The 24,465-nt window shown below is 66.8% G+C and carries 19 protein-coding genes; 7 read left to right on the plus strand and 12 right to left on the minus strand.

Annotated features, from left to right (window positions below; translation table 11 throughout):
- Positions 1 to 20: 20 nt before the first annotated feature.
- The 3 genes from VZC37_RS11475 to VZC37_RS11485 form a co-directional block, all read right to left on the minus strand.
- Complete coding sequence (locus VZC37_RS11475; RefSeq protein WP_330432632.1) at positions 21 to 1,046, minus strand: substrate-binding domain-containing protein; 1,026 nt, start codon at positions 1,044 to 1,046, stop codon at positions 21 to 23.
- Positions 1,047 to 1,166: 120 nt separating this feature from the next.
- Positions 1,167 to 2,597, minus strand: coding sequence for an MFS transporter (locus VZC37_RS11480; RefSeq protein ID WP_431309404.1), 1,431 nt, complete (start codon positions 2,595 to 2,597; stop codon positions 1,167 to 1,169).
- Positions 2,597 to 3,820 carry a Gfo/Idh/MocA family protein gene (locus tag VZC37_RS11485; RefSeq protein WP_330432634.1) on the minus strand — a complete coding sequence of 408 codons (1,224 nt, stop codon included), beginning with the start codon at positions 3,818 to 3,820 and terminating at the stop codon, positions 2,597 to 2,599. Before VZC37_RS11485 ends, VZC37_RS11480 begins: the two co-directional genes overlap by 1 nt.
- Before the next feature lie 192 nt (positions 3,821 to 4,012).
- On the opposite strand from VZC37_RS11485, the gene iolC reads away from it, so the two are divergent.
- The 6 genes from iolC (at position 4,013) to VZC37_RS11515 (ending at position 11,696) form a co-directional block, all read left to right on the plus strand.
- Entirely contained in the window at positions 4,013 to 4,999 is a 987-nt protein-coding gene (iolC, locus tag VZC37_RS11490) for a 5-dehydro-2-deoxygluconokinase (RefSeq protein WP_330432635.1), read from the plus strand.
- Positions 4,992 to 5,942 carry a Cgl0159 family (beta/alpha)8-fold protein gene (locus VZC37_RS11495; protein WP_330432636.1) on the plus strand — a complete coding sequence of 317 codons (951 nt, stop codon included), beginning with the start codon at positions 4,992 to 4,994 and terminating at the stop codon, positions 5,940 to 5,942. The genes iolC and VZC37_RS11495 overlap by 8 nt, the downstream gene beginning before the upstream one ends.
- 12 nt (positions 5,943 to 5,954) lie before the next feature.
- On the plus strand, positions 5,955 to 6,827 hold the full coding sequence (iolB, locus tag VZC37_RS11500) for a 5-deoxy-glucuronate isomerase (protein WP_330432637.1): 873 nt from the start codon (positions 5,955 to 5,957) through the stop codon (positions 6,825 to 6,827).
- Positions 6,828 to 6,854: 27 nt separating this feature from the next.
- On the plus strand, positions 6,855 to 8,876 hold the full coding sequence (gene iolD / locus VZC37_RS11505; RefSeq protein ID WP_330432638.1) for a 3D-(3,5/4)-trihydroxycyclohexane-1,2-dione acylhydrolase (decyclizing): 2,022 nt from the start codon (positions 6,855 to 6,857) through the stop codon (positions 8,874 to 8,876).
- Positions 8,873 to 9,934, plus strand: a complete 1,062-nt coding sequence (locus VZC37_RS11510; protein ID WP_330432639.1) for a Gfo/Idh/MocA family protein — start codon at positions 8,873 to 8,875, stop codon at positions 9,932 to 9,934. The genes iolD and VZC37_RS11510 overlap by 4 nt, the downstream gene beginning before the upstream one ends.
- A gap of 256 nt (positions 9,935 to 10,190) precedes the next feature.
- Positions 10,191 to 11,696, plus strand: a complete 1,506-nt coding sequence (locus VZC37_RS11515; RefSeq protein WP_330432640.1) for a CoA-acylating methylmalonate-semialdehyde dehydrogenase — start codon at positions 10,191 to 10,193, stop codon at positions 11,694 to 11,696.
- 119 nt (positions 11,697 to 11,815) lie between these two features.
- Here VZC37_RS11515 and VZC37_RS11520 read toward each other — a convergent pair whose 3' ends face one another.
- Positions 11,816 to 12,832, minus strand: a complete 1,017-nt coding sequence (locus tag VZC37_RS11520; protein WP_330432641.1) for a Gfo/Idh/MocA family oxidoreductase — start codon at positions 12,830 to 12,832, stop codon at positions 11,816 to 11,818.
- Between the two features lie 187 nt (positions 12,833 to 13,019).
- Here VZC37_RS11520 and VZC37_RS11525 point away from each other — a divergent pair, with 187 nt between their 5' ends.
- Positions 13,020 to 14,492, plus strand: coding sequence for a sugar porter family MFS transporter (locus VZC37_RS11525; RefSeq protein ID WP_330432642.1), 1,473 nt, complete (start codon positions 13,020 to 13,022; stop codon positions 14,490 to 14,492).
- A 229-nt stretch (positions 14,493 to 14,721) separates the two neighbouring features.
- Here VZC37_RS11525 and VZC37_RS11530 read toward each other — a convergent pair whose 3' ends face one another.
- From VZC37_RS11530 to VZC37_RS11565, 8 genes are all read right to left on the minus strand, one after another.
- Entirely contained in the window at positions 14,722 to 15,969 is a 1,248-nt protein-coding gene (locus VZC37_RS11530) for an HNH endonuclease (protein WP_330432643.1), read from the minus strand.
- Positions 15,970 to 16,368: 399 nt separating this feature from the next.
- Positions 16,369 to 17,568: a fatty acid desaturase family protein gene (locus tag VZC37_RS11535; RefSeq protein WP_330432644.1), complete on the minus strand. Its 1,200-nt coding sequence runs from the start codon at positions 17,566 to 17,568 to the stop codon at positions 16,369 to 16,371.
- 68 nt (positions 17,569 to 17,636) lie between these two features.
- Positions 17,637 to 18,962: a fatty acid desaturase family protein gene (locus VZC37_RS11540; RefSeq protein ID WP_330432645.1), complete on the minus strand. Its 1,326-nt coding sequence runs from the start codon at positions 18,960 to 18,962 to the stop codon at positions 17,637 to 17,639.
- A 180-nt stretch (positions 18,963 to 19,142) separates the two neighbouring features.
- Entirely contained in the window at positions 19,143 to 20,240 is a 1,098-nt protein-coding gene (locus VZC37_RS11545; protein WP_330432646.1) for a GNAT family N-acetyltransferase, read from the minus strand.
- A gap of 97 nt (positions 20,241 to 20,337) precedes the next feature.
- Entirely contained in the window at positions 20,338 to 21,462 is a 1,125-nt protein-coding gene (locus tag VZC37_RS11550; protein WP_330432647.1) for a ferredoxin reductase, read from the minus strand.
- Positions 21,463 to 21,568: 106 nt separating this feature from the next.
- Positions 21,569 to 22,135: a DUF6912 family protein gene (locus VZC37_RS11555; protein WP_330432648.1), complete on the minus strand. Its 567-nt coding sequence runs from the start codon at positions 22,133 to 22,135 to the stop codon at positions 21,569 to 21,571.
- A 73-nt stretch (positions 22,136 to 22,208) separates the two neighbouring features.
- Positions 22,209 to 23,687 carry a wax ester/triacylglycerol synthase domain-containing protein gene (locus tag VZC37_RS11560; RefSeq protein ID WP_330432649.1) on the minus strand — a complete coding sequence of 493 codons (1,479 nt, stop codon included), beginning with the start codon at positions 23,685 to 23,687 and terminating at the stop codon, positions 22,209 to 22,211.
- A 115-nt stretch (positions 23,688 to 23,802) separates the two neighbouring features.
- Positions 23,803 to 24,402: an Rv3235 family protein gene (locus VZC37_RS11565; protein ID WP_330432650.1), complete on the minus strand. Its 600-nt coding sequence runs from the start codon at positions 24,400 to 24,402 to the stop codon at positions 23,803 to 23,805.
- Positions 24,403 to 24,465 lie beyond the last annotated feature (63 nt).

A 24,465-nucleotide genomic window follows, 5' to 3' on the forward strand; every position in this document is an offset into this window, starting at 1 on the left:
TTTTTCGATCGGCCGCGCGGTCAGCGGGTGCCGTTTCGGGCGTACTCGGCCACTGCTTCGATGTTCGACTCGTCGATGAACGCCGGACCCGTCAGCACCGCCTGCCCGCCGCCGATCGTGTTTCCGTTGGTGAGATACAGCCACAGCGAGTCGATGGCCTCGTAGCCCTGCACGTACGGCTGCTGATCGACCGCCCACTTCACCTCGCCGTTCTCGATCAGGTCGACGAGCGCGGCATTGGTGTCGAAGGTGACGATCTCGGCCTGCGAGCCGGCGTTGCCCTTGGACTGCACCGCGGTCTGGGCGATCGGCGCGCCGAGGGTCACCACCGTGTCGATCGACGGATCCTGCTGGAGCTTGGCCGTCATCGTCGCCTCCACCGACGGCATGTCCTTGCTGTTGACGTTGAGGATCTCGAATCCTCCGCCGGTGAAGCCCTGCCGGACACCGGCGCAACGGGATTCGAGCGCCACCTGCCCCTGCTCCTGGATGACGCACAGCACCTTCTTGCGTCCCTCCTCGGTGAGTCGCTCGCCTGCGGTGCGGCCGGCGAGGGTCTCATCCTGTCCGAAGTACTGCTGGACGCCCATCTGCTTCCAGTTGTCGTAACCGGAGTTGAAGGCCACCACCGGAATTCCGGCGTCGAGCGCACGTTGCACGGCCGGCGCCATCGCGTCCGGCTTGGCCAGGGTGAGAGCGATCCCGTCGACGTCGCTGTCGATCGCGGTCTGCACGAGGTTCGCCTGATTCGGTGCCTCCGGGTCCGCCGAGTACTGCAGGTTGACGTTGTCCTTCTGCGCCGCCATCTCTGCACCCTTGCGGATCAGGTCCCAGAACGAGTCACCCGGAACCTCGTGGGTGATCATCGCGATGGTCACCTCCGGCGTACCCGCATTGCCCGCTCCGCCGCCGTCGCCGCCGTCGTCGTCGGGGGCACCGCCGGTGCTGGAGCAACCGGCCACGATCAACACCGCGGAGGACACGGCAGCGGCGATGGCGATCAGCCGGCGTGTCCGTCCCGAGCGGCGACGTTCCGTGGAATGCATCGTTGTCTCTTCCTCTCGGTATGCAGAGTGTTCGAGGGAACACTCTCCTGGCGTTGATGTAATACCCGTCACACCCATGATGTCAAGACTTTGTCCAGACATTCTGATGTTCGGGCTCGATCACCCGGGCCCGACGGCCTGCGCACCTGCGGTCCGCGGGAGTCGCAACGCCCCGAGGACACACGTCGCCATCACCACACCGAGCACGAGATAGGTGGCCGAGTACGCCTCGGCGGGAAGCACGGTGATCGAGGCGAACAGCGACACCGCGACCGCACCGAGCGCGACGCCGAACGCCGAACCCAGTTCCTGAACGGCCGCATGCAACGCATTGGCGTCGCCGAGTTCGGCGGCGTCGACGTCGGCGAATGCCAGCGTGTTGTACGCGGAGAAACCGATCGACCGCAGTGCACCTGAGATCACGAGCACGACCGCGATCACCACACCGGCCGTGTTCGGGCCGAGCATCGCGAGTGCTCCGAACGCCATCACCGACGCGAGGAGATCGACCACCAGCACCGTGCGTATCCCCCATCGGCGCATCAACCCGGTGGTGAGTGGTTTGATCACGACGTTGCCCGCGAACAACGCCGTCACCATGGTTCCCGCAGCCACCGCAGACCACCCGAACTGCAGCTGGAACATCAACGGCAGCAGGAACGGAACGGCACTGATCGCCATCCGGTACACCGTTCCGTAGCCGACGACGGATGCGAAGGACGGCACCCGCAGCACCCCGAGATCGAGCAGCGGCTCCGGCGCCGACAGCAGCCGCCGTACCGCGATCACGCCCAGCACCGCAGCGGCGATCGCACCGCCGATCACCACCGGCCATCGCGGGTCGTCGGCGGCCACCTCCTGCGCGGCGAACATGGCCGCAGCCACCGCACTCGTCGTCCACACCACCCCGGCGACATCGAGCCGTCGACGCCCGACGGAGCTCGGCGCCGGTCGACACCACGCGACGGCCGCCGCCAGTCCGACGATCCCGATCGGGATGTTGATCGCGAAGATCACCCGCCAGTGCGCATGGGTCACGATGAGTCCGCCGATCACCGGCGCCACCACCGGCGCGATCAACGCCGGCCACGTCAGGTACGCGATCGCACGGACGAGCTGGGCCCGCTGCACGGTGCGCAAGACCCCGAGCCGACCGACCGGCACCATCATCGCGCCGCCGGCCGCCTGTATCACCCGCATCACGACGAGGGTCGTCAGGTCGGGCGCGAACGCGCAGCCGGCCGACGCGATCGTGAACACCAGGCCTGCGGTGAGAAACACCCGGCGAACGCCGAATCTGTCTGCCACCCAACCGGACAGCGGGATCAGCACGGCGAGGGTGATCAAGTAGGACGTCACCACCACCGAGGCCGCCAGCGGCGCCACGCCGAGGTCGTCGGCGATGGCGGGCAGGGCTGTCACGACGATCGTGGCGTCGAGGATCTCCATGAACATCGCACCGGCGCCCAGCAACGCCAGCGCGTACGGGAAGTCCGCGCCCTCCGATCGACGTGCGCGACCACCGACCGGGGTGAGGCGGCCGAGTCCGATCACCTCATCGACGCCGGCGCGACCCAGGTGCCCTCACGGACCGAGGTCGTCATCGCGTCGAGGACCTCCGCGCTGCGGACGGCGTCGTCGACGGTGGCACCGGCCCGACTCGGATCGCTGATGGATTCGCAGAAGCGCGCCGCCTCGATCACCTTCAGATCGTCGTAGCTCATCGGGTTGGCCGCACCCGGCTGGAAGTTCACGTAGTCCCCGCTACCCGGTCCCACATACCGCGTCGCCACCGACAGGTCCTGGTATGCATCGCCCGCGCCGATCTCGAGTTCGCCCATGCGCCGGTAATCCCACCGGACCACGCCGGCGGTGCCGTGGATCTCGAAACCGTACGAGTTCTGCGCGCCGACCGATACCCGACTGGCCTCGAGCACGCATCGCGCACCGCCGGCCAGACGCATCTGTGCCGACACATAGTCTTCGTTCTCGACCGGGCCGCGCTCGCCGCCCGAGGCGAGCTGGTGTCCCGCGGTGGCACCGGTGGGTCGCGGTCTGTTGGCGACGAAGATGGCGGTGTCGGCGACCAGACTCTCGATGTCACCCAAGAGGAACCACACCAGGTCCGCACCGTGCGAGGCGAGATCACCGAGCACGCCGTTGCCGCCGCGGTCACGCCGGAATCGCCAGCTCAACGCACCGTCGGGGTGAGCGGCGTAGTCGCTGAACAGGCGAAAGCGGGCATGGGTCACCTCGCCGATCTCACCCGCCGCGATCAGTTCCCGGGCCGCCGCGACGGCAGGCACGTTGCGATAGTTGAAGCCCACCGCGGTCTGCACGCCGGCTTCTCGGGCCGCACGCGCCACCGCACGGGCGTCGTCGGCGGACAGTCCGACCGGTTTCTCAATCCACAGGTGCTTGCCCGCCGCGGCGACGGCGCAACCGATCTCGCGGTGCAAGAAGTTCGGCGCGGTCACGCTGACCGCACCGATGGTCGGATCGGCGACCACTGCGTGCCAGTCGGCAACCGTGGAGGCGATGTCGAACTGGGCGGCCGCCTCGGCTGCGCGGTCGGTCACCTCGTCGGCGATGACGGACAGACGCGGCACCGGGGTGATGTGCGGATAGTGGTGCCGGATGCGGGCGTAGGCCTGCGCGTGCGCCCGGCCCATCCACCCGAACCCGATGATTCCCACCGGCAGGATGGCGGATGTACTACCCACCCGGTCCGTGTCGGCCGTGCTCACGGCCGACGTTGTCGTGTCTACGGTCATTGCCAGAAGTCCTTTCGACGGGGCCCGACGGACCCTGTGATCCCCGACACCCCACTATGCCAGGTAAGAATGTCAGGACAAAGTCTTGACTTTCGCCTGTGAACTGACGCACAGTGGATTCCAACGAAGACGACAGGGTCCACCGTTCGACCGCCGGGCCCACCTGTCCACCACACGAGCAGGGAGCTGTACGTGACCGCACAACCTGAGACGCCGACCTTCGATGTACTCGCCATCGGCCGAAGCGGCGTCGACATCTATCCACAGCAGATCGGTGTCGGTCTCGAAGAGGTGAGCAGCTTCGGCAAGTTCCTCGGCGGCAGCGCGGCGAACGTGAGCGTGGCCGCCGCACGGCTCGGACACAGCAGTGCGCTGATCTCCGGTGTCGGCGACGACCCGTTCGGTCGGTTCGTCAGCGCCGAACTCGCGCGCCTGGGCGTCGACAACCGCTACGTCGGCGTCGACGACGAGTACGCCACCCCGGTCACCTTCTGCGAGATCTTCCCGCCCGACGACTTCCCGCTGTACTTCTACCGCAAGCCGACCGCCCCGGACCTGCAGATCGAGGTCGCCGACATCGACGCCGACGCGGTCCACGATGCCCGGCTGTACTGGTCGACGGTGACCGGCCTGTCCGAGGAGCCCTCGCGCAGCGCACATTTCGCCGCGTGGGAGGCGCGCGGCCGCCAGTCGCTGACCGTTCTCGACCTCGACTACCGGCCGATGTTCTGGTCCACGCCTGCGGCCGCGACCGAGCAGGTGCGACGCGCACTGTCGCACGTGACGGTCGCCGTCGGCAATCGCGAGGAATGCGAGATCGCTGTCGGCGAGACCGACCCGCACGCTGCAGCCGACGCACTGCTCGACCTCGGCGTCGAGCTCGCCATCGTCAAGCAGGGCCCGCGCGGTGTCCTCGGCAAGACCCGATCGGAAACGGTCGAGGTCGCCCCGATTCCCGTCGACGTCGTCAACGGTCTCGGTGCCGGCGACAGCTTCGGCGGCAGCCTCTGCCACGGACTGCTCGAGGGCTGGCCGCTGGAGAAGATCCTGCGCCACGCCAATGCCGCGGGCTCCATCGTGGCCGGCCGCCTCGAATGCTCGACCGCCATGCCCACCGCCGACGAGGTCTCCGCGCTCGCCGAGTCCGCCACCAAAGCACAGGAGAAAGTCAATGTCTGAGGTCGCCACCACGACGGGCCCGCCCTCGCCCGCGACGACCCCGCGAACCAATGGTGTACCCCCGTCGACGTGTTCGACCTATGCCGAGGTGACCGCCATTCGCGCCACCCACCCGCAGGCCATCTCCGAGGCCTGGGCTCGACGCCGCCGGCGCCAGACGGTCAACGGCAGCAACGATCGTCTGATGATCGTCGCCGCCGACCACCCGGCGCGGGGTGCGCTGTCCGTCGGCGCGAATCCGACCGCGATGAACAGCCGTTCCGACCTGCTCGATCGGCTGCGCACGGCACTGGCGAACCCCGGCGTCGACGGCGTGCTCGCCACATCCGACATCCTCGAGGACCTCCTGCTACTCGGCGCACTGGAGGACAAGGTGGTGTTCTCGTCGATGAACCGCGGCGGTCTGGCCGGGGCGTCGTTCGAACTCGACGACCGGATGACCGCGGCGACCGCCACCTGGACCATCGATGCCGGCCTCAACGGCGCCAAGATGCTGTGCCGGGTCGATCTCGGCGATCCGGGCACCCTGAACATGATGACCGCCTGCGCGGCCGCGGTGGATGAACTGGCCGCCGGCCGATCGATCGCGATGCTCGAACCGTTCCTGTCGTCACGGATCGACGGCAAGGTCCGCAACGACCTGACCGCCGACGCGGTGATCAAGTCGATGCACATCATCCAGGGACTCGGGTCCACCTCGGCCTACACCTGGCTCAAGCTGCCGGTGGTCGACGAGATGGAACGCGTCATGGACGCCACCACGCTGCCCACCCTGCTGCTCGGCGGCGATCCGCAAACCGCGCCCGACGAGACCTTCGCGAGTTGGGAACGCGCACTGCGCATCCCGTCGGTCCGCGGCCTGATCGTGGGACGCACCCTGCTGTACCCGGCCGACGACGACGTGGCCACCGCGGTCGACACCGCAGTGAACCTGGTGAGCTGAGAGGAGACGCGCGTGAACTCGAAGTACTACATCCCGGCCGGCACCGGCACTGCGCCGCTGACCGTCGACATCACCCCGGAGTCGGCCGGCTGGACCGAGTCGTCGTTGTTCGTGGTCGAACTCGGTGCCGGTGAGTCGATCACCCGGCGCACCGGCGATGACGAGATCATCGTCGTGCCGCTCGCCGGGTCGGCGAGCGTGTCCTCGGGCGGCGTCACCTTCGACCTCGCCGGACGCGCGAGTGTGTTCGACGGGCCCAGCGACTTCGCCTATGTGGGGCGCGACTCCGAGTTCACCGTGACCAGTGCGGCGGGCGGACGGTTCGCGCTGTGCGGCGCCCGGGCGAAGGGCCGTCTGCCGTTCCGCTACGTACCGGCCGCCGACGTCCCCATCGAGTTGCGCGGCGCCGGCAACTGCAGCCGTCAGGTACACAACTTCGGCACCGCCGGCGTTTTCGAGGCCGAGTCGATCATCGCGTGCGAGGTCATCACACCGGGCGGCAACTGGTCGAGCTATCCGGCGCACAAGCACGACGAGAACTCCGAGAACGAGTCACAACTCGAGGAGATCTACTACTTCGAGATCGATCAGGGCGCCGACGGCTCACCGGGATTCGGCTATCACCGGGTCTACGGCACGCCCGAACGTCCGATCGAGGTGCTCGAGGAGGTCCGCAGCGGCGATGTCGTCCTGGTGCCGCACGGCTACCACGGACCGTCCATCGCGGCACCCGGCTACCACATGTACTACCTCAACGTGATGGCCGGACCGGGTGACGAGCGCGCCTGGAAGATCTGCGACGACCCGGCCCACACGTGGCTGCGCGGCAGCTGGGAACACCAGGATGTCGATCCCCGACTCCCCCTGCACAGCAACAACTCCTGACCACCCACCGACCAGAAAGAAGCCATCGTGGCACCGATCAACTCCGGACGCGCCGGCGGCGTCACCGGCCTCCGCACCCCCCACGGTGAATCAACCGTCCGCCTCACCGTCGCCCAGGCGACCGTGCGATTCCTCGCCAATCAGTACGTCGAGCGCGACGGCGAGCGGAGCAAGTTCTTCGCCGGGTGCTTCGGCATCTTCGGTCACGGCAACGTCGCCGGACTCGGTCAGGCGTTGCTGCAGAACGAGATCGACGACGTGAACAGTGGCCGGGAGCTGTCGCTGAAGTATGTCCTCGGACGCAACGAGCAGGCGATGGTGCACTCCGCCGTCGGCTATGCCCGCATGAAGGACCGACTGCAGGCGTGGGCGGTGACCGCGTCCGTCGGCCCCGGAGCCACCAACATGCTGACCGGCGCGGCACTGGCCACCATCAACCGGTTGCCGGTGCTGCTCTTGCCGGCCGACACCTTCGCGACCCGGGCCACCTCCCCGGTGCTGCAGGAACTCGAACTGCCCTCATCGGGTGACGTGACCGTCAACGACGCATTCAAACCGGTCTCGCGCTACTTCGACCGGGTGTGGCGGCCCGAACAGTTGGCGGGTGCCCTCCTCGGCGCCATGCGGGTGCTCACCGATCCGGTGGAGACCGGCGCCGCCACCGTCGCGATCCCGCAGGACGTCCAGGCCGAGGCCTTCGAGTTCCCGGAATCCCTGTTCGCCGAACGCACCTGGCACGTCGCCCGCCCGCTGCCGGAGCGCCACGTGATCGCCGAGGCCGCCGAGATCATCGCCTCGGCACAGCGCCCACTCATCGTTGCCGGCGGCGGTGTCATCTACAGCCACGCCACCGACGCCCTGGCCCGCTTCTGCGAACGGACCGGCATCCCCGTCGGGCAGAGTCAGGCCGGCAAGGGCTCGCTGCCCTACGATCACGCACAGTCCGTGGGCGCCATCGGCTCCACCGGCACCACCGCGGCCAATGCGCTGGCCGCCGACGCCGACGTGGTGATCGGTATCGGCACCCGCTACAGCGATTTCACCACCGCATCGCGCACCGCGTTCACCGGCGACGGTGTGCGTTTCGTGAACATCAATGTGGCGTCCCTGGATTCGGTCAAGCACAGTGGCTACAGCGTGGTCGCCGACGCCCGCGAATCCATCGAGGCTCTCGACGAGCTACTCTCCGAGTACGCAGTCGATCCCACCTATCGGGAGCGGGTCACGGCACTCGCACAGGAGTGGGACGACATCGTCGAGCAGGCCTACTCCCCGACCTCGGTCGGCACCAACGTCGCCACCGGCGACGAAGCGCTGACCCAGGGTGCCGTCATCGGGCTGGTGAACGAAACCTCCGATCCACGCGATGTCGTCGTCTGCGCGGCGGGCTCCATGCCCGGTGACCTGCACAAGCTCTGGCGCACCCGTGATGCCAAGGGCTACCACGTCGAATACGGGTACTCCTGCATGGGTTACGAGGTCGCCGGCGGCCTCGGCGTCAAGATGGCCTGCCCCGACCGCGACGTGTTCGTCATGGTCGGCGACGGCTCCTACCTGATGATGGCCACCGAGTTGGTGACCGCCGTGCAGGAAAACCTGAAGGTGATCGTGGTGCTCGTCCAGAACCACGGCTTCGCCTCCATCGGCTCCCTGTCGGAGTCGCTGGGCTCGCAACGGTTCGGCACCAACTACCGCTACCGCGGCGACAACGGCCGGCTCGAGGGCGCCACCCTGCCGGTGGACCTCGCCGCCAACGCCGCCTCGCTCGGTGCCGACGTCATCCGGGCCACCTCGGCCGCAGAGTTCACCGACGCGATCAAGGCCGCCAAGGCTGCGGACCGCACCACCGTCATTCATGTGGAGACCGATCCGCTGGTAGGCGCCCCGGACAGCGAATCCTGGTGGGACGTACCCGTGTCGGAGACCTCCACACTCGAGTCCACCCAGCAGGCCTACGACGTGTACGCGCAGTGGAAGGCCGTGCAGCGGCCATATCTGAACCCGACCGATCTGAACTCGACCGACCCGACCACGGGAGGAAATCAATGACCACCGACCTGCGCATCGCTGTCCTCGGCGTCGGCATGATGGGCGCCGACCACGTCGCCCGCATCACCGAGCGCACCAAGGGCGCCACCGTCACGGTGCTCAACGACTATCTCCCGGAGAAGGCCGAGGAACTGGCCGCCACCATCCCGGGCTGCCGAGCGATCAACGATCCGCTCGACGCCATCGCCGATCCGGAGGTCGACGCGGTCATCCTCGCCACTCCCGGTCCGACCCACGAGAAGCAGCTGCTCGCCTGCCTCGAGGCCGGCAAGCCGGTGATGTGTGAGAAGCCGCTCACCACCGATGTCACCACGTCGTTGGAGATCGTGAAGCGCGAAGCCGAGGTGGGCCGCAAGCTCATCCAGGTCGGTTTCATGCGCCGCTTCGATCACGAGTACGAGCAGCTCAAGGGACTCATCGACGACGGCACCTTCGGGCAGCCGCTGCTCGCGCACTTCGTGCACCGCAATCCCGCGGTGCCGCCGAGCTTCGACAGCTCGATGATCGTCAAGGACTCGCTGGTGCACGAGGTCGACGCCACCCGGTACTTCTTCGACGAGGAGATCACCTCGGTGCAGATCATCGCGCCGGGCGCCAACCCGAATGCGCCGGAGGGGCTGAAGGATCCGCAGATCGCGATCTTCACCACCGAGTCGGGCCGGCACGTCGACATCGAGTGCTTCGTCACCACCGGTGTCGCCTATGAGGTACGCACCGAGTTGGTGGGCGAGCTGGGTTCGGCGTTCATCGGCCTCGACCAAGGTCTGATCCGCAAGCAGCGCAACCCCGTTCAGTCCGACACCGGCGACGGCCGCAAGATCGCCGGCATCTCGACCGGCGACATCACCCCGTCGTTCGTCGAACGCTTCGGTGTCGCCTACGACGTCGAGATCCAGCGCTGGGTCAACGCGGTCCGCCGCGGCGACAACGTCGACGGCCCAGGCGCCTGGGACGGGTACGCCGCCGCCGCGGTGTGCGCGGCCGGCGTCAAGGCACTCGAGACCGGTGAGCCCCAGACTGTCGAGATGGTCTCGCGCGCATCCATTCCCGGCGCCTGACCGCGCAGGCACAGAGCCCAGCCCCGGTCCCTGAGAACGAGGCGCTAGCCGACCCCCCGGTCCCTGAGGAACGAGGCGCCAGCCGACCTCCGGCCCCTGAGGAACGAGGCGCTAGCCGAGTGTCACGAAGGGCCCTTCGTGACCCTTCGAGACCCTTCGAGACGCTCGCAAGCTCGCTCCTCAGGGACCACCAAACCGCTCGCAAGCTCGCTCCTCAGGGACCAGCAACGGACCACATCCATCCAGGAGAATCAACATGACCACCACCGTCACCCAGACCATCACCCATTGGGTCAACAACAAGGCCTACCCCGGCACGTCGAGCAACACGGCTCCGGTGACCAACCCCGCGACCGGCGCGGTCACCGGCGAAGTCGCGCTGGCCAATGTCGAGGACGCCCGCGCAGTTATCGACGCCGCCACCGCCGCCTTCCCGGCCTGGCGTGACACCAGCCTGGCCAAGCGCACCGCCATCCTGTTCCGCTTCCGCGAACTGCTCGAGGCCCGCAAACCCGAACTCGCCGCCATCATCACCGCCGAACACGGCAAGGTTCTCTCCGACGCACTCGGTGAGATCAGCCGCGGCCAGGAAGTCGCCGAGTTCGCCTGCGGTATCCCGCATCTACTCAAGGGCGGCTACACCGAGAACGCCTCGACCAAGGTCGACGTGCACTCGGTGCGTCAACCGCTGGGGCCCGTCGGCATCATCTCCCCGTTCAACTTCCCGGCCATGGTGCCGATGTGGTTCTTCCCGGTGGCCATCGCCGCCGGCAACACCGTCGTGCTCAAACCGTCCGAGAAGGACCCCACCGCCGCCATCTGGCTGGCCGAGCTCTGGAAAGAGGCGGGCCTGCCCGACGGCGTGTTCAACGTCCTCCAGGGTGACAAGACCGCGGTCGACGAGCTGCTCACCAACAAGGCCATCAAGTCCATCAGCTTCGTCGGGTCCACCCCGATCGCCGAGTACGTGTACGCCACCGGCACCGCTGCCGGCAAGCGCGTGCAGGCACTCGGCGGGGCCAAGAATCACGCCATCATCCTGCCCGACGCCGACCTCGACCTCGCCGCTGACGCCATGGTCAACGCCGGTTTCGGTTCGGCGGGAGAGCGCTGCATGGCCATCTCGGTCGCCGTGGCCGTCGGCGACGTCGCCGATGACCTCGTCGACAAGATCGCCGAACGCGCCAAGACCATCACCACCGGCGACGGCACGCGCAACGCCGACATGGGCCCGCTGGTCACGAAGGCACACCGCGACAAGGTCGCGTCCTACGTCGACGCCGGCGAGAAGGCCGGAGCCACTGTCGTCCTGGACGGCCGCACCGTTGAGCCTGCAGGCGAGGCCGATGGATTCTGGCTGGGGCCGACCCTGTTCGACAACGTCACCTCCGACATGAGCATCTACACCGACGAGATCTTCGGGCCCGTCCTGTCGGTGGTGCGCGTCGACTCCTACGACGAAGCCCTCGAACTGATCAATTCGAATCCCTACGGCAACGGCACCGCCATCTTCACCAACGACGGCGGCGCCGCCCGACGCTTCCAAAACGAGGTCGAGGTCGGCATGGTCGGCATCAACGTCCCCATCCCGGTTCCCATGGCCTACTACAGCTTCGGCGGCTGGAAGGCCTCGCTGTTCGGCGACACCCACGCCCACGGCACCGAAGGTATCCATTTCTTCACCCGCGCCAAGGCCATCACCACCCGCTGGCTCGACCCGAGCCATGGCGGACTCAACCTCGGCTTCCCCCAGAACGCCTGAGACACACCGGCTGAGGCACAGAACAGCTGCGGCACAGAACAGCTGCGACGACGCCGAGCCGATGTTGCCGTGTGACTCACCCCGGTGAGTCACACGGCAATTGTGCGTTGCACGACCTGTCAGAGACGGACGGTGTCACCCGTTTCGGAGCTGCGACGCGCGGCGTCGAGTACGTCGAGCACGGCTATCGCCTCGGCCGCCGGTACCGGCTGCGGACCCCTGCCCTCAACCGCAGCGGCGAACTGCCGGTAGTACTCGTCGTAACGTCCCTGTGCCGATGGAACAGCCGCCGTCCCCTTCGCCGTGGACAGCACTCCGAGGCGATCCGGCCTTTCGTAGCCCCATGATTCGAGACCGTCGGCAGGCCGGAGGCCTTGCTTGATCTGATCCGTCTGAACATCCGTGCCGTCGCTGATGTAGCTGCCCGCCGAGCCGTAGATGCGCCACTGGCGCGCCGCCACGTGATTGATCTTGCTCGCGCTCACGGTCGAGTGGACACCGTTCGAATGGTTCACCGAGACGACGAATCCGCAGTCGGTGCGGCCCTCTGTCTGATCCACGAAATCCAGATGCCCGTACACCGTGGCCGCCGGACCGAACAACGTCAGCATCTGGTCGACAAGGTGCGCTCCGAGGTCGCGGAGCAGCCCCCCGCTCGGGCCGGCGTCCAGGCTTCCGGGTTCATCGAGATCGAACCGCGACTCACAGCGCCAGACATCCCCCAGACTCGGCAGCATGTCGGCAATTGTGGCGATGTCAGCATCCCAGCGCCGGTTGTGGAAAACGCTCAGCAGTACGCCCGCCGACTCAGCTGCCGCCGCCAGCTCGCGCCCACCTGCGGCGTCTGGCGCGAAGGGTTTGTCCGCGATGACGTGCACTCCCCGGGCCAGCGCCTCGAGGACCAGATCGCGGCGGGTGTCCGGGGGCGTGGTGATGGTGACCGCGTCGACCCCGGCATCGAGCAACGCCGACAGCGAATCGAAGGTCGGAACTCCCGGTAGATCCCCGCGCACCTCGCGACGCCGCTCCGGGCTCCGCGTGACCACGCCGACCAGTTCGATCTCGGGCACGGCCGCGATGTACGGCGCGTGAAAGAGCCGTCCGCCGGCGCCGTAGCCGACCAAACCCAGCTTCATAGGAGTCTCCATAATGTTCGGACAAATTGCCGTGATCACGGTATCCACTTCGCTGTGCGGCAATCAACACCCAGTTCAAACGAAAAACTTTGACATTTTGTTAGGACATAGTTTGTTCTTCGGCTAGTATCGGCTGTGACCGCCATCACGAGCGCTGGTCGAATGTAACGCGATAGAGGAGTATCCGATGTCCACCACCGACAGTTCGGACCTGGTCAACGAACGAAAAGCTCTGCCACCGCTGGGCACCGGCGCCTTCCGCCGACGGCTGCACGCGGTGGCATTGATCGCGACCCTCGGTGGTCTGCTGTTCGGTTACGACACCGGTGTCATCAACGGTGCACTCGAGCCGATGAAGGAGGACCTCGGACTCACCGCCTTCACCGAGGGAGTCGTGACGAGTTCACTGCTCTTCGCGGCTGCGTTCGGGGCCATGATCGGTGGCCGCCTCTCGGATGCCTGGGGCCGCCGCAAGTCGATCATGCTGCTCGCGGTCTTGTTCCTGGTCGGCGCGCTCACCTGCGTCATCGCCCCGGGTTTCGGAGTGATGGTCTTCGGCCGTATCGTCCTGGGCCTCGCCGTCGGCGCAGCATCGACGGTGGTTCCGGTCTATCTCGCCGAACTCGCCCCCTACGAGATCCGCGGATCCCTGGCCGGCCGCAACGAGGTTATGATCGTCGTCGGTCAGCTCGCTGCATTCGTCGTGAATGCGATCATCGGCAACATCTGGGGTGAGCACGATGGTGTCTGGCGGATCATGCTCGCCGTCGCCGCATTACCCGCGATCTGCCTGATGGTCGGCATGACTCGAGTCCCGGAATCACCGCGCTGGCTCATCGCGCAGAATCGAAGCGACGAGGCGCTCGAAGTTCTCTCGACCATCCGGACGCAACAGCGGGCGCAGGCCGAGGTGGACATGATCACCGAGATCCACGACATGGAGAGGGACCGGGTCCGAGGCAGCTGGTCGTCCATCCGCGACAGCCGCTGGGTCCGCCGGATCATCCTGGTGGGCATCGGACTCGGTGTCGCACAGCAACTCACCGGCATCAACTCGATCATGTACTACGGCCAGTCGGTTCTGAAGGAAGCCGGCTTCGAGTCCAACGCGGCTCTCATCGCCAACATCGCGCCCGGGGTGATCGCGGTGATCGGCTCCATCACCGCGCTGTGGCTGGCCCAGCACATGAATCGCCGCACAACCTTGCTGATCGGCTACAGCCTCACGACGGTGTGCCACTTCCTCATCGGCATCGCCTCCATCGCTCTGCCGGTGGGCAATCCGCTGCGCCCCTATGTCATCTTGATTCTGGTCGTGTTGTTCGTCGGCTCGATGCAGACGTTCCTCAACGTGGCCACCTGGGTGCTGCTGTCGGAGATCTTTCCCTTGCAGATCCGAGGTCTCGCCATCGGCATATCGGTGTTCTGCCTGTGGATGGCCAACGCGTTCCTGGGCCTGTTCTTCCCGACCCTGGTAGAGGCCATCGGCATCACCGGAACGTTCTTCATGTTCGGCGTCGTCGGCATCTTCGCCATCCTCTTCGTCTACACCCAGGCGCCGGAAACCCGTGGGCGCACATTGGAAGAGGTGGAAGACGACGTCACCACCGGCGCAATCTACACCCACCACCTGCGGGCCAAGTCCACTCCGCAGCGCTGAGCCGAGCGAGCGTAGAACACCTGCACGCTGCCGGCGCACGGTGTCGCGTACCGCGCACCACAAGGCTTGAGGTTCAACCGTTGTGGCCGTCGGGTACGCGACACCGTTGTGATGGCGTCATTCACATCTATGGAGTTCTCAAGGGACTGATGCGATCCCGACCCGGAGGGTCGGGTGCGTGGGAAGTCTTGGCTGCGTGCCTATGCCGACTGAAAGTCGACCGAGGATCTCAAGCGGCAGACGGAAGGTCGTCCAGGTTCATCGTGCGTCTGTTGTAGGCAGGCAGCGGTCGACGTTTCGGGTCGACCGATACCGGCGGGATGAGCCAGGGATGTCGGTCGAGGCCCATGATGACATCCCATCCGTTGTGGTGGATGTCGGCGTGACAGGACGGGCACAACAGACATCCGTTGTCCAACACAGTGATTCCGCCATCTGCCCAGTGAATGATGTGATGCCCCTGGCAGCGGGTCGCACTCACTCCGCATTTGATGCAGCACTCGTCACGCTTGTGCAGCGCCTTCCGCAGATGCGCTGGGAACAGCCGCTTCTCGCGGCTGATCTCCATCGGCACCCGCTCTCCGTCCACGATCGTGGTGGTCACACCGGCGTCGCAGGTGAGGGTGCGTAACATTGCTTCGGAGAGCGACCCCATGAAGGGCAGGTCGGCCAAGTCGGGAGTGTCGGCCGGAACCGACACGAGTACCTGGGTTCGCGGCGCGGCCGCCACATCCCCACTGCGTGCAGCGATGTCCAACAACGCTTCGAGGGCGTCGGCATGACGACGCGCCGCGCTTCGTGCGTCCGGCGATCCGTCGGGTTCGGGCCGAGGCGCGGCGAGGTCCTCGATTGCCGCACTGAACTTCTCGCCGACCTCGGTGTTGAGGTCTGCACGCACCTGTAGGCGTCCGTCACCATCGATGATGTGGGTAAGTGCATTGAGGTTGCGGTCCTCGGCCGCGGGCACCCCACCGGTGTCATCGGCCTGTTGATTGCCCAGTCTGCGGGCATGTTTGCCGATCTCGGCAGGGGTGGCACCGGAGAAGAACTGGGCGAGAAGATCAGTCACGATATTTAGACGCGCCGCGTCGTCGATCGGTTCCGCCGACCTGCCGGCAACCTGGTCGACACCTTTACCCACTGCATCAGCGTGCTCAGCCGAGATCGCCCCATCGGCGGCATGCGCCGCCAGGGTCGGTAGCTTCTCGCGTGCGGCAGAAATGCGGATCAAACGTGAGGCGACTGTGGGCGCCAACCCCATCACGATCAGCAGTTCACTGAGTTTGCGACCGTGATCGCGGGCCACGCCGAGTCGGTCGAGATGACCGACCACAGTCGCGGCGTGATGCTCGATCAGATTTCGCAGCGTGACCAGTGTGGTCATCGCATCGAACGCGCCCCGCCCCGATATGTCGTCGGCAAAGCGCAGTTCACGAACTGAATCAGTGATGGTGGTGAGATCCCCCGAAGCTCCCATGAGTCCAGTATGTTCGAACATCAGTTCGAAGTCAAGGAGATTCTTGAGAACAGTGCAGAGAATTTTCGGGGCTCGTGCGGACGTCGACTTCGGTGCTCGGGATCGGCCCTGGCGCATGCGCAGCGGCGGGAGAGCTTGCGAGGGTGAGGGTTTGGTGATCGGGTTGCGGGGTTTCGATACGGTCTCGGCTAGCGCCTCGACCTACTCAACCAGCGACAAACGGCGGCGCCGCCGCCTCGACCTACTCAACCAGCGACAAACGGTGCCGGCGCCCCCGACCTACTCAACCCGCGACAAACGGTGCCATCAAACGTCGCCACCGGCCCGACCCACTCAACCAGCGATAGAACGGGGTCGCTGCGCCTCGACCTACTCAACCAGCGAGGTGCGCCATCGAGATCACTTCCGCGACAGCTTGTTCCGCTTCAGCTCGATGATGGCGGACTTGAGTCCGCGGGTGCTCGGCATACCGGCGAAGCGCCGTTCGGACGCCGTCTCCGGTGCGTCGTCGGCGGTGTCTCGCAGGAAGCGGTCCGGCAGAGCCAGCTTGTTGATGGTGCGCAGCGTCTTCATGTACTGCACGAACAGTGATCCGGTGGTGTACGGCAGGTCGTACTTGTCGCAGAGTGCGCGCACGCGCTCGGCGATCTCGGCGTAGCGGTTGCTCGGCAGGTCCGGATACAGGTGGTGCTCGATCTGATAGCAGAGGTTGCCGCTCATGAACGCCATCGCCGGCCCGGCGTTGAAGTTCGCGGTGCCGAGCATCTGACGCAGGTACCACTGCCCCGACGTCTCGTCCGTCAACGAGTCGGTGGTGAATTTCTCTGCACCATCAGGGAAGTGGCCGCAGAAGATGACCACATACGCCCACAGGTTGCGGATCACATTGGCCGTCAGGTTCGCGGTCAGCGTGTGCCGGTAGTTCGGCCCGGTCAACGCCGGGAACAGGACATAGTCCTTGGCCACCTGTCGACCGACCTTCCGGCCGAACTCCTTGATCTGCGGAATCGCCTCTTCCTTGGACTTCTTGCCCTGGGCGACGTCTTTCAGCGCGAGGTCGTGCAGCCCGATGCCCCATTCGAAGGTGAGCGCGAGCAGAACGTTGAACAGCGGCTGGAGGGCTCGCCGCGGTTCCCACGGTTCGTCGCGGGTCACCCGGAGGATCTTGTAGCCCACGTCGTCGTCCATCCCGACGACGTTCGTGAACTTGTGATGGATGTAGTTGTGCGAGTGCTTCCAATGCGGCGACGCGCACACCATGTCCCACTCCCAGGTGGTGGAGTGCACCTCGGGATCATTCATCCAATCCCATTGGCCGTGCATCACATTGTGGCCGAGCTCCATGTTCTCGATGATCTTCGAGGCGGCCAGCGAGCCGGTGCCGAGCCACCACAGCCCCCGTTTGTGACTACCCAGGAGCGCCAGTCGGCCGACGACCTCGAGCGCGCGGTGCGCGACGATCGTGCGTCGGAGGTAGCGGACATCGCGGAGCCCCCGATCGGCTTCGATCTCACGTCGAAGTGCGTCGAGTTCCGCGCCGAGCGCCTCCACATCTGCATCGGTCAGATGGGCGTACTCGTTGATGTCGGTGATGGCCATTGCGGTTCATTATGCCCGTGGGCGGCCACGGCCTGCAGCCGTGGCCCCACGCGGTCGGGCGGGTTGTCTCAGGCGGCCCGCCGCTGCGGCGCGTTCGTCGTCGCCGATCCGGACGCAGCCCGAGCTCCACGGCGAGCGCGCTTACCCAGACCCGCGATGGCCGTGCGCAGACCGCTGCGGCGCCCGGTGGCCGGGTCGAGGGTGCCCTGCAGCCGCGCTCCGTCGACGAGCTCCGCCTTGAACCGCCGCTCGGAGGCTGTCTCCGGCGCGTCGTCGGCCGTCGCCTTCAGGTATTTGTTCGGCAACGACAGCTTGGCGATCGTGCGCCACACCTTCGCGTACTGCACCGGCAACGAGCCGGTGGTGTAGGGCAGGTCGTACTTCTCGCACAGCGCCTGCACCCGCACCGAGATCTCCGGCAGCCGATTGCTGGGCAGGTCCGGGAAGATGTGGTGCTCGATCTGGTAGGACAGGTTGCCGCTCATGAAGCCCATCACCGGCCCCGCGCGGAAGTTCGCACTGCCCAGCATCTGGCGCAGATACCACTCCGGCTGGGTCTCGCTGTCGACGTCCTGCTTGGTGAACTTCTCCGCGCCGTCCGGGAAGTGACCGCAGAAGATCACGGCATTGGTCCAGAGGTTGCGGATCACGTTGGCCATCAGGTTGGCGGTGGCGGCCTTGCCGAATGCGCGGCCGTATCCGACGCGGCGGCCGGCGACGGCACTCACCAGCGTCGGGTGGATGACGTAGTCCTTGGCGACCTGCTTGCCGACCTTCTTGCCGACGTCGGCGAGATCGCGGCGGAACTGTTCCTTGGCCTCCGGGGTGCGGCGCTTTTTGCCCAGCTCCAGATGCTGAACGGCGACGCCCCATTCGAAGAGGAGTGCGAGCACCGTGTTGTAGGCGAGATTGCCGAGGTAGAACGGCCGCCACCGTTGGTCGCGGGTCACCCGCAGCAGGCCGTAGCCCACGTCGTCGTCCATGCCGAGCACGTTCGTGTACTTGTGATGGATGTAGTTGTGGGTGTGCTTCCAGTGCGCCGACGGGTCGGTGTTGTCCCACTCCCAGGTGGTCGAATGCACCTCGGGATCGTTCATCCAATCCCACTGCCCGTGCATCACGTTGTGGCCGAGCTCCATGTTCTCCACGATCTTCGCCACGCCCAGCGCACCGGCGCCGGCCCACCACATCGACCGCTTGGTCGAGCCGGCGATCAACGTGCGCCCAGCGAGTTCCATGCCGCGCTGGAATCGGATCGTGTTCCGGATGTAGCGCGCGTCCCGCTCGCCGCGGTCGGCCTCGATGTCGGCGCGGATCGCGTCGAGCTCCGCGCCGAGTGCCTCGAGATCGGCATCGGTCAGGTGCGCGTACTCGGGGATGTCGGTGATCGCCATACAGTCCTCCCGGGTGTCAGTCGGCTGGTGCGACGGTCAGGTCGGGCGCCGATCGGCGCGCCTACCTACCATTCCGTAACCTACGCAAGCGTAGGTTGCCGGGGGCGGCCATGTCCAGCGTTCGATGATCCGGGCTCATGAATGTGACCGAGCCCACTACGGGGCCGGCACGTGATCGGGTCAGGCGTCTTCGCGGAGGAGCTCGTATCCGACCAGGTCCTCGAGCACACCGCCCGAGCTGGCCGCCAGCGGTTGGGTCCCGAACTCGTGCATCCCGGCCCGCCGGGCCAGGGCCTTGCTGCCCTCGTTGGAGTCGGCGGCGAACATCGTCAGGCGGCGGATGTCGAGAGTCTCGAAGCAATGCCGGACCGCGGCCGGGAACGTCTCGCCGAGGACGCCACGTCCGCGCGCTTCCGGATGGGTGTAGAAACCGATCTCCGCGCCGACGACGGGGTCGATCTCGAAGATCGAGATGTCACCGAGGTACTCGTCGGTCTCCTTGTCCGCCACCGCCCAGGTGCAGGTCTCCCCTCGAGCCGCGGTCCACCATTTGCGGGTGCGTTCGGCTGCTGCGTGTTCGACCGTCAGCGGATCCGGGCGCCCGAACAGGTACTTGCGCGAGACCGGGTCGTCGAGGGTTTCCCGGATACGTTCGTCGTCGCCCTCCGCGAGCGGACGCAGGCGGAATCGATCGGTTTCGAATGTGGTTGCGCGCCAGGTCGTCTTGGGCTCGAAGTCGTCACCCGCGCGCCATTTCGCACACCAGGCGTCGACGACCTTGCTGTTCATCTCCAGCCAGTCGGGCATCTTGGCCAGCAAGGTGAAGCCGGCCGCATGGGCGGTACGCAGACTGACCAGGTTGCCCTCCTCGGCCTCCCACCGCACCACCTCGACGTTGCGATGCTCGACCGCGTACTCGATCGCGAGGACGATGGCACGGCGCGCCGTTCCGGCACCGCGCGCATCCGGGTGCAGGACGAATCCGATCTCGACCGCACGACCCGACCCTTTGAGTTCGACGCTGCCGACGAAACGATCGTCACGCTCGATCGCCCAGGTCATCGACTCACCCGTCACCCACCCGGCGTGGGCACCGGTGATGTACCGCTCGGCATCGTTGCGGCCGTACGGCGACGGCATCTTGGCCCAGCGCATCGTCAATGGGTCGGTTGCGTACTCCACGACGCGTTCCACGTCGGCGGGCGTGTGGGCCCGCAACGTCACGACCCCGTCGGACAGGACAGGAATTTCCAGTGTTTCGGGCAATTCAGCGCGCACGCGGATCACCTCCGTGGTCGACTACCGGCCGTTGGATTCGAGCCTAACGCGATCGTGCCCACTCGCGAACGGAACAGCGCAGCCGTGGTGCGGTGGATCACACGCCGAGGGTGCAGTCCCCGGCCGCGACGCTGATGCAGGTCTGAATCCGCTCGCCCTCGACGTGCTCGACGCCCGACCGGAGGTCGCGGACGCAGCCCTGCTCCAACATGACGACGCAGCTCTGGCAGATCCCCATCCGGCAGCCGAACGGCATCAGCACGCCGGCCGACTCGCCGGCCTCCAACAGGGTTGTCGCGCCGTCGACCTCCGCGGACTGCCCAGACCGTTGGAACGACACGGTGCCGCCTCGTGCACCGACGGCGCCCCGCTCGAGCGCGAAGCGTTCGATGTGCAGCGAGTCGCCGACACCCGACTCCGTGAACATGGCTTGCAGGGAGTCGAGAAAACCCGCCGGACCACATGCCCACGTCTGGCGGAGGCGCCAATCGGGCACGAGTTCTTCCAGTCGCCGCGGAGTGAGCTGCCCGTCGGGACGCGTGGTCTGGACGTGCAGGTCGATGAGCCCGTCGTCGGCCATCGAGCCCAATTCCTCGGCGAACAGCAGATCGGCCGCCAACGGTACGGAATGCACCACCCGGATGTCGGTGCGCTGTCCGCGGTGCCGAATCGTCCGCAGCATCGAGATGATCGGCGTGATGCCGCTACCCGCGGTGGCGAACAGGACCTTGGCCGGCAATGGCTCGGGTAGGACGAACTCGCCGCGCGGCGCCGCGAGTCGGACCACTGTACCGGGCTGCAGTCCGGTGACCAGATGCGAGGACAGAAATCCCTCCGGCATGGCCTTGACGGTGATCGAGATCGTTCGGTCGTGTCCGTCGTCGACAGCCGACACCGGCACGGACGTCAGCGAATACGACCGCCATGTCCAGCGGCCCTGCATCAGCACGCCGATGCCGACGTATTGCCCGGCCGCATAGTCGAAGGAGAATCCCCATCCGGGACGGATGCGGATGGTGGCGGAGTCCTCGGTTTCGGCGGTCACCGACACGACTTTTCCGCGCAGTTCCCTCGCCGACCACAGCGGATTCGCCAGGTGCAGGTAATCATCCGGCAGTAGTGGGGTCGTGATCCGGGCAACCGCCGCACGCGCCCATCGTGAACCCCGATTCCGGGTCGCGATCCCGGCCACCGGCTCCTCGAACCGCTCGAGCCACCCCACTTCAGCACCACCTCACCGTGACCACGGGGTCACCTCGAACGGCATCGCCGACCATCAACCTACGGTCCCGTAGGTTACGCGACGGTGGTGGCGGTGCAAAGCCCTGTCAGAGCAGTTCGAGCAGGAACGGGAGCTCCTGGGTCGCATACCAGGCGAGGTCGAAATCCTCGACGTCGCCCACGGCGAGTTCGGCGTCCTGATCGCCGAGATCTGCGGCATCGACCACCACGACGGCGGCGCGCACCTTGTCCTCCGCTTCGGCGACGTCGACGTGCACCGACGCGATGTCACGCAGGGGCACCGGACCGTGGATCTTCACCACCGCGTCGTCGAGTTCGGGGTGCAGGGTCACCTCGGCGACGTCGGCGGCGACCACCACGCGACGCGGCGGCAACCGTGGCGTGTCCCCCGGCTTGGTGGACCGCTCGTCGTCGGCGAGATCCGCGTCCGCGTCGGTGTCACCGGACTCCGGCGCCTCGCCGGCCAGTAGGCGAAGGGAGGCGCGCGCGGCCTCCCGCATCGCGACCTCGGCCAGTTCTTCGTCGTCGCCGGAGACGAATGCCTCCCGCAGTGTCGGGGTGAGCGCGAAACCGGTACCACCGATCGCCCGGAACTCACCGACCTCGTTGAGCTGCATCAGCATTGCCAGTGTTGCCGGCAGATACACCCTCATCGCACTCTTCCCCTCACCGATCGACCTGCATCGACAAACAGCCCAATCCTAGTGTCCCGCACCGGAGCCCGGGTCACTTGGTGGCCACGAGTTCGTCGTACGCCTCGGTCACGTACTCGGTCATGGCGGGTAGGTCGTTCATGACCCCGCGGTCGGCGAGGAACGCGAACTGCAGGTTGTCGCGATAGTCGGTGATGCTGATGGCCAGCGCGCGCTGCGCCATCAGGGTCGGGATCGCGTACATCGCGGTGACCGGGCAACCGTCGACGAAGCGGTTCGCGACGGGCGAGGTCCCCATCCCGACCGGGACGTTGTACGCGCGGCGGTTGAGGCTACGGAACGCCCGCGAACTGAGCTCCGGAAATGGCACCACGCCCAACTCGGGCAGGATCGGCTGAGGGCCGAGCGACAGCCGACGCGAGGACTGCGCGTACCTGTTGGCCAGCCCCGCGACCTGGGCCAGCCGGACAGCCGGATTGTCCTCGCCCACCGGAAGATCGGTGACGAAACTGGGTTTGCCGACGGCGATCCACCGACCGTCGGTGTCGACCCGCCGTTCCACGGACGGATCGCGCGCCGACAGCGGCAGGACCACACGGACGGTGTCGGCCGCGTGGACCGACTCGTCGAAGGACAACATCCATCGGCGCATCACGCCGGAGATGATCGCCAGCTCGACGTCGTTGACGGTGCAGTCATAGCGGTCGGCGATCTTGGCGCACCCGCGTCGCGGCACCGACGCGACGGCGAAGATCCTGGTCGAGGTCGTCGAGCTGTTGAGCGGGCTCGCCGGGGCCGAGTCGGTGAGCTGCTGCACGATGCTGCCGACCCGGCGCACCACGTCCTCGGTGGTCGAGCGCATCTCCGCGACGATCGAATTACCGTGCACCAGCGAGTCGACCAGGTCGCCCGGCCGGGAGATCGCCTCGGCCACCGCCCCCACCGCCAGCGAGACGCTGCTCGGCGGCGACCCCGGCATCCACAGATCTTCGGTGAGCCGCTCGACGGATGTCTGCTCGTCGCAGATCGCCTCGCTGATCTCGAGGGCGGCGTCGTCGTCGACCAGACAGCGATGGGTTTTGGTGAGGATCGCCTGCCTGCCGTCCGGCAACCCCTCGATCAGGTACATCTCCCACAGTGGACGGGTCCGATCGAGCGGGCGCGACATCACCCGGGCGATGAGATCCTGCAGCTGCGCGGTGTCACCGGGACGTGGCAACCCGGAGCGTCGGATGTGGAAGTTGATGTCGAAGTCGGGGTCATCGACCCACACCGGTCGGGCGAGTCCGAGGGTCACCTCCCGGACGACCTGACGATATCGGGGAATCGTCTGGAGTCGGTTCTCCACCAGCGCGACCAGCCCCGGGTAGTCGAGGGCCCGCGGGCCGCGCGCGGCCGACGAGTCGGGACTCGAGGGCGCCTCGGCGTCCGGCCCGGTCGGTTCGTCGGGTCCTGAGGGGTCGACGATGAGCAGCGCCCCCAGGTGCGTCGTGGTCCCGGACTCGTCGAGGAAGTAGAACATCGCTTCGCGCGGGGACAGACGGTTCACCACGATTGCGATCCTAGTGGCCGCGGGCCGGTACCTCCGGGACGATGCACGTTCCACTCCGGCGCCCGACGCCGAAGCGGGCACCGATCAGGTCTGGCGGCCACGCGCCGGCACGTCGTCAGACCAGCGTGAAGGCGACGAGTTGCCAGCGATACTCGACGTTGCGGGTGAGTCCGGGCCGCGGCGTCCCCGGCGCTGGACGCACCCGGCGGGGCAGCTGTTCGATTCGTCCCGCGAAGGCACGCACGCGTTGCCCACGCCGATAGCTCCCGAAGACCTCCGCGGCGCCGGGGCCGAGCATCTGCACATGCAGCCGGCGCAGGCCCGCCGCGTCTCCCCCACCTACGCCGGACGCAGCGGTGCCCGTGGCGCAGGCACGGACCAGCGCCTCCACGTGATCGATGAGCGGGACGGGCGCGACAGGGTCGAGCTGAGCAAGACTACGACGGCGATCGACCACTTCGAGCACCAGCGTGATCGCACGGATCGCGAACCGCCTCGCGTCGGTGCTCGCCCTCGACACGGCGGCCGTCGGCGGTGTACCCCTCTGCGTTGCACCCCTCTGTGGTGCACCCTTCTGGCGGGTTGCGGGCTCCCGTGTGGCGGCTGCGTCGGTATCCGCGGACACGGCGACGACCACGTCACCACGGTGGTCGGCCGGCCGCGGTGGCGGTTCGTAGGGCGCGGCGGGCCGGATCAGGACTCGAGGGGTCTCCATGAGTATCGGACGCACCAGCTCGACGACCGGTTCCGTTCGACCACGAGAATTCTCGGACGACGG

Origin of the sequence: Gordonia sesuvii (genome assembly GCF_036350415.1) — a bacterium.
In the GTDB taxonomy this organism is placed as follows: domain Bacteria; phylum Actinomycetota; class Actinomycetes; order Mycobacteriales; family Mycobacteriaceae; genus Gordonia; species Gordonia sesuvii.

Bases quoted from the DNA above. Each gene is read 5' to 3' on its own strand.
- VZC37_RS11475 (WP_330432632.1), bottom strand. From the start codon at position 1,046: ATGCATTCCACGGAACGTCGCCGCTCGGGACGGACACGCCGGCTGATC.
- VZC37_RS11485 (WP_330432634.1), bottom strand. From the start codon at position 3,820: ATGACCGTAGACACGACAACGTCGGCCGTGAGCACGGCCGACACGGAC.
- VZC37_RS11495 (WP_330432636.1), top strand. From the start codon at position 4,992: ATGTCTGAGGTCGCCACCACGACGGGCCCGCCCTCGCCCGCGACGACC.
- VZC37_RS11510 (WP_330432639.1), top strand. From the start codon at position 8,873: ATGACCACCGACCTGCGCATCGCTGTCCTCGGCGTCGGCATGATGGGC.
- VZC37_RS11515 (WP_330432640.1), top strand. From the start codon at position 10,191: ATGACCACCACCGTCACCCAGACCATCACCCATTGGGTCAACAACAAG.
- VZC37_RS11520 (WP_330432641.1), bottom strand. From the start codon at position 12,832: ATGAAGCTGGGTTTGGTCGGCTACGGCGCCGGCGGACGGCTCTTTCAC.
- VZC37_RS11525 (WP_330432642.1), top strand. From the start codon at position 13,020: ATGTCCACCACCGACAGTTCGGACCTGGTCAACGAACGAAAAGCTCTG.
- VZC37_RS11530 (WP_330432643.1), bottom strand. From the start codon at position 15,969: ATGGGAGCTTCGGGGGATCTCACCACCATCACTGATTCAGTTCGTGAA.
- VZC37_RS11535 (WP_330432644.1), bottom strand. From the start codon at position 17,568: ATGGCCATCACCGACATCAACGAGTACGCCCATCTGACCGATGCAGAT.
- VZC37_RS11540 (WP_330432645.1), bottom strand. From the start codon at position 18,962: ATGGCGATCACCGACATCCCCGAGTACGCGCACCTGACCGATGCCGAT.
- VZC37_RS11555 (WP_330432648.1), bottom strand. From the start codon at position 22,135: ATGAGGGTGTATCTGCCGGCAACACTGGCAATGCTGATGCAGCTCAAC.
- VZC37_RS11565 (WP_330432650.1), bottom strand. From the start codon at position 24,402: ATGGAGACCCCTCGAGTCCTGATCCGGCCCGCCGCGCCCTACGAACCG.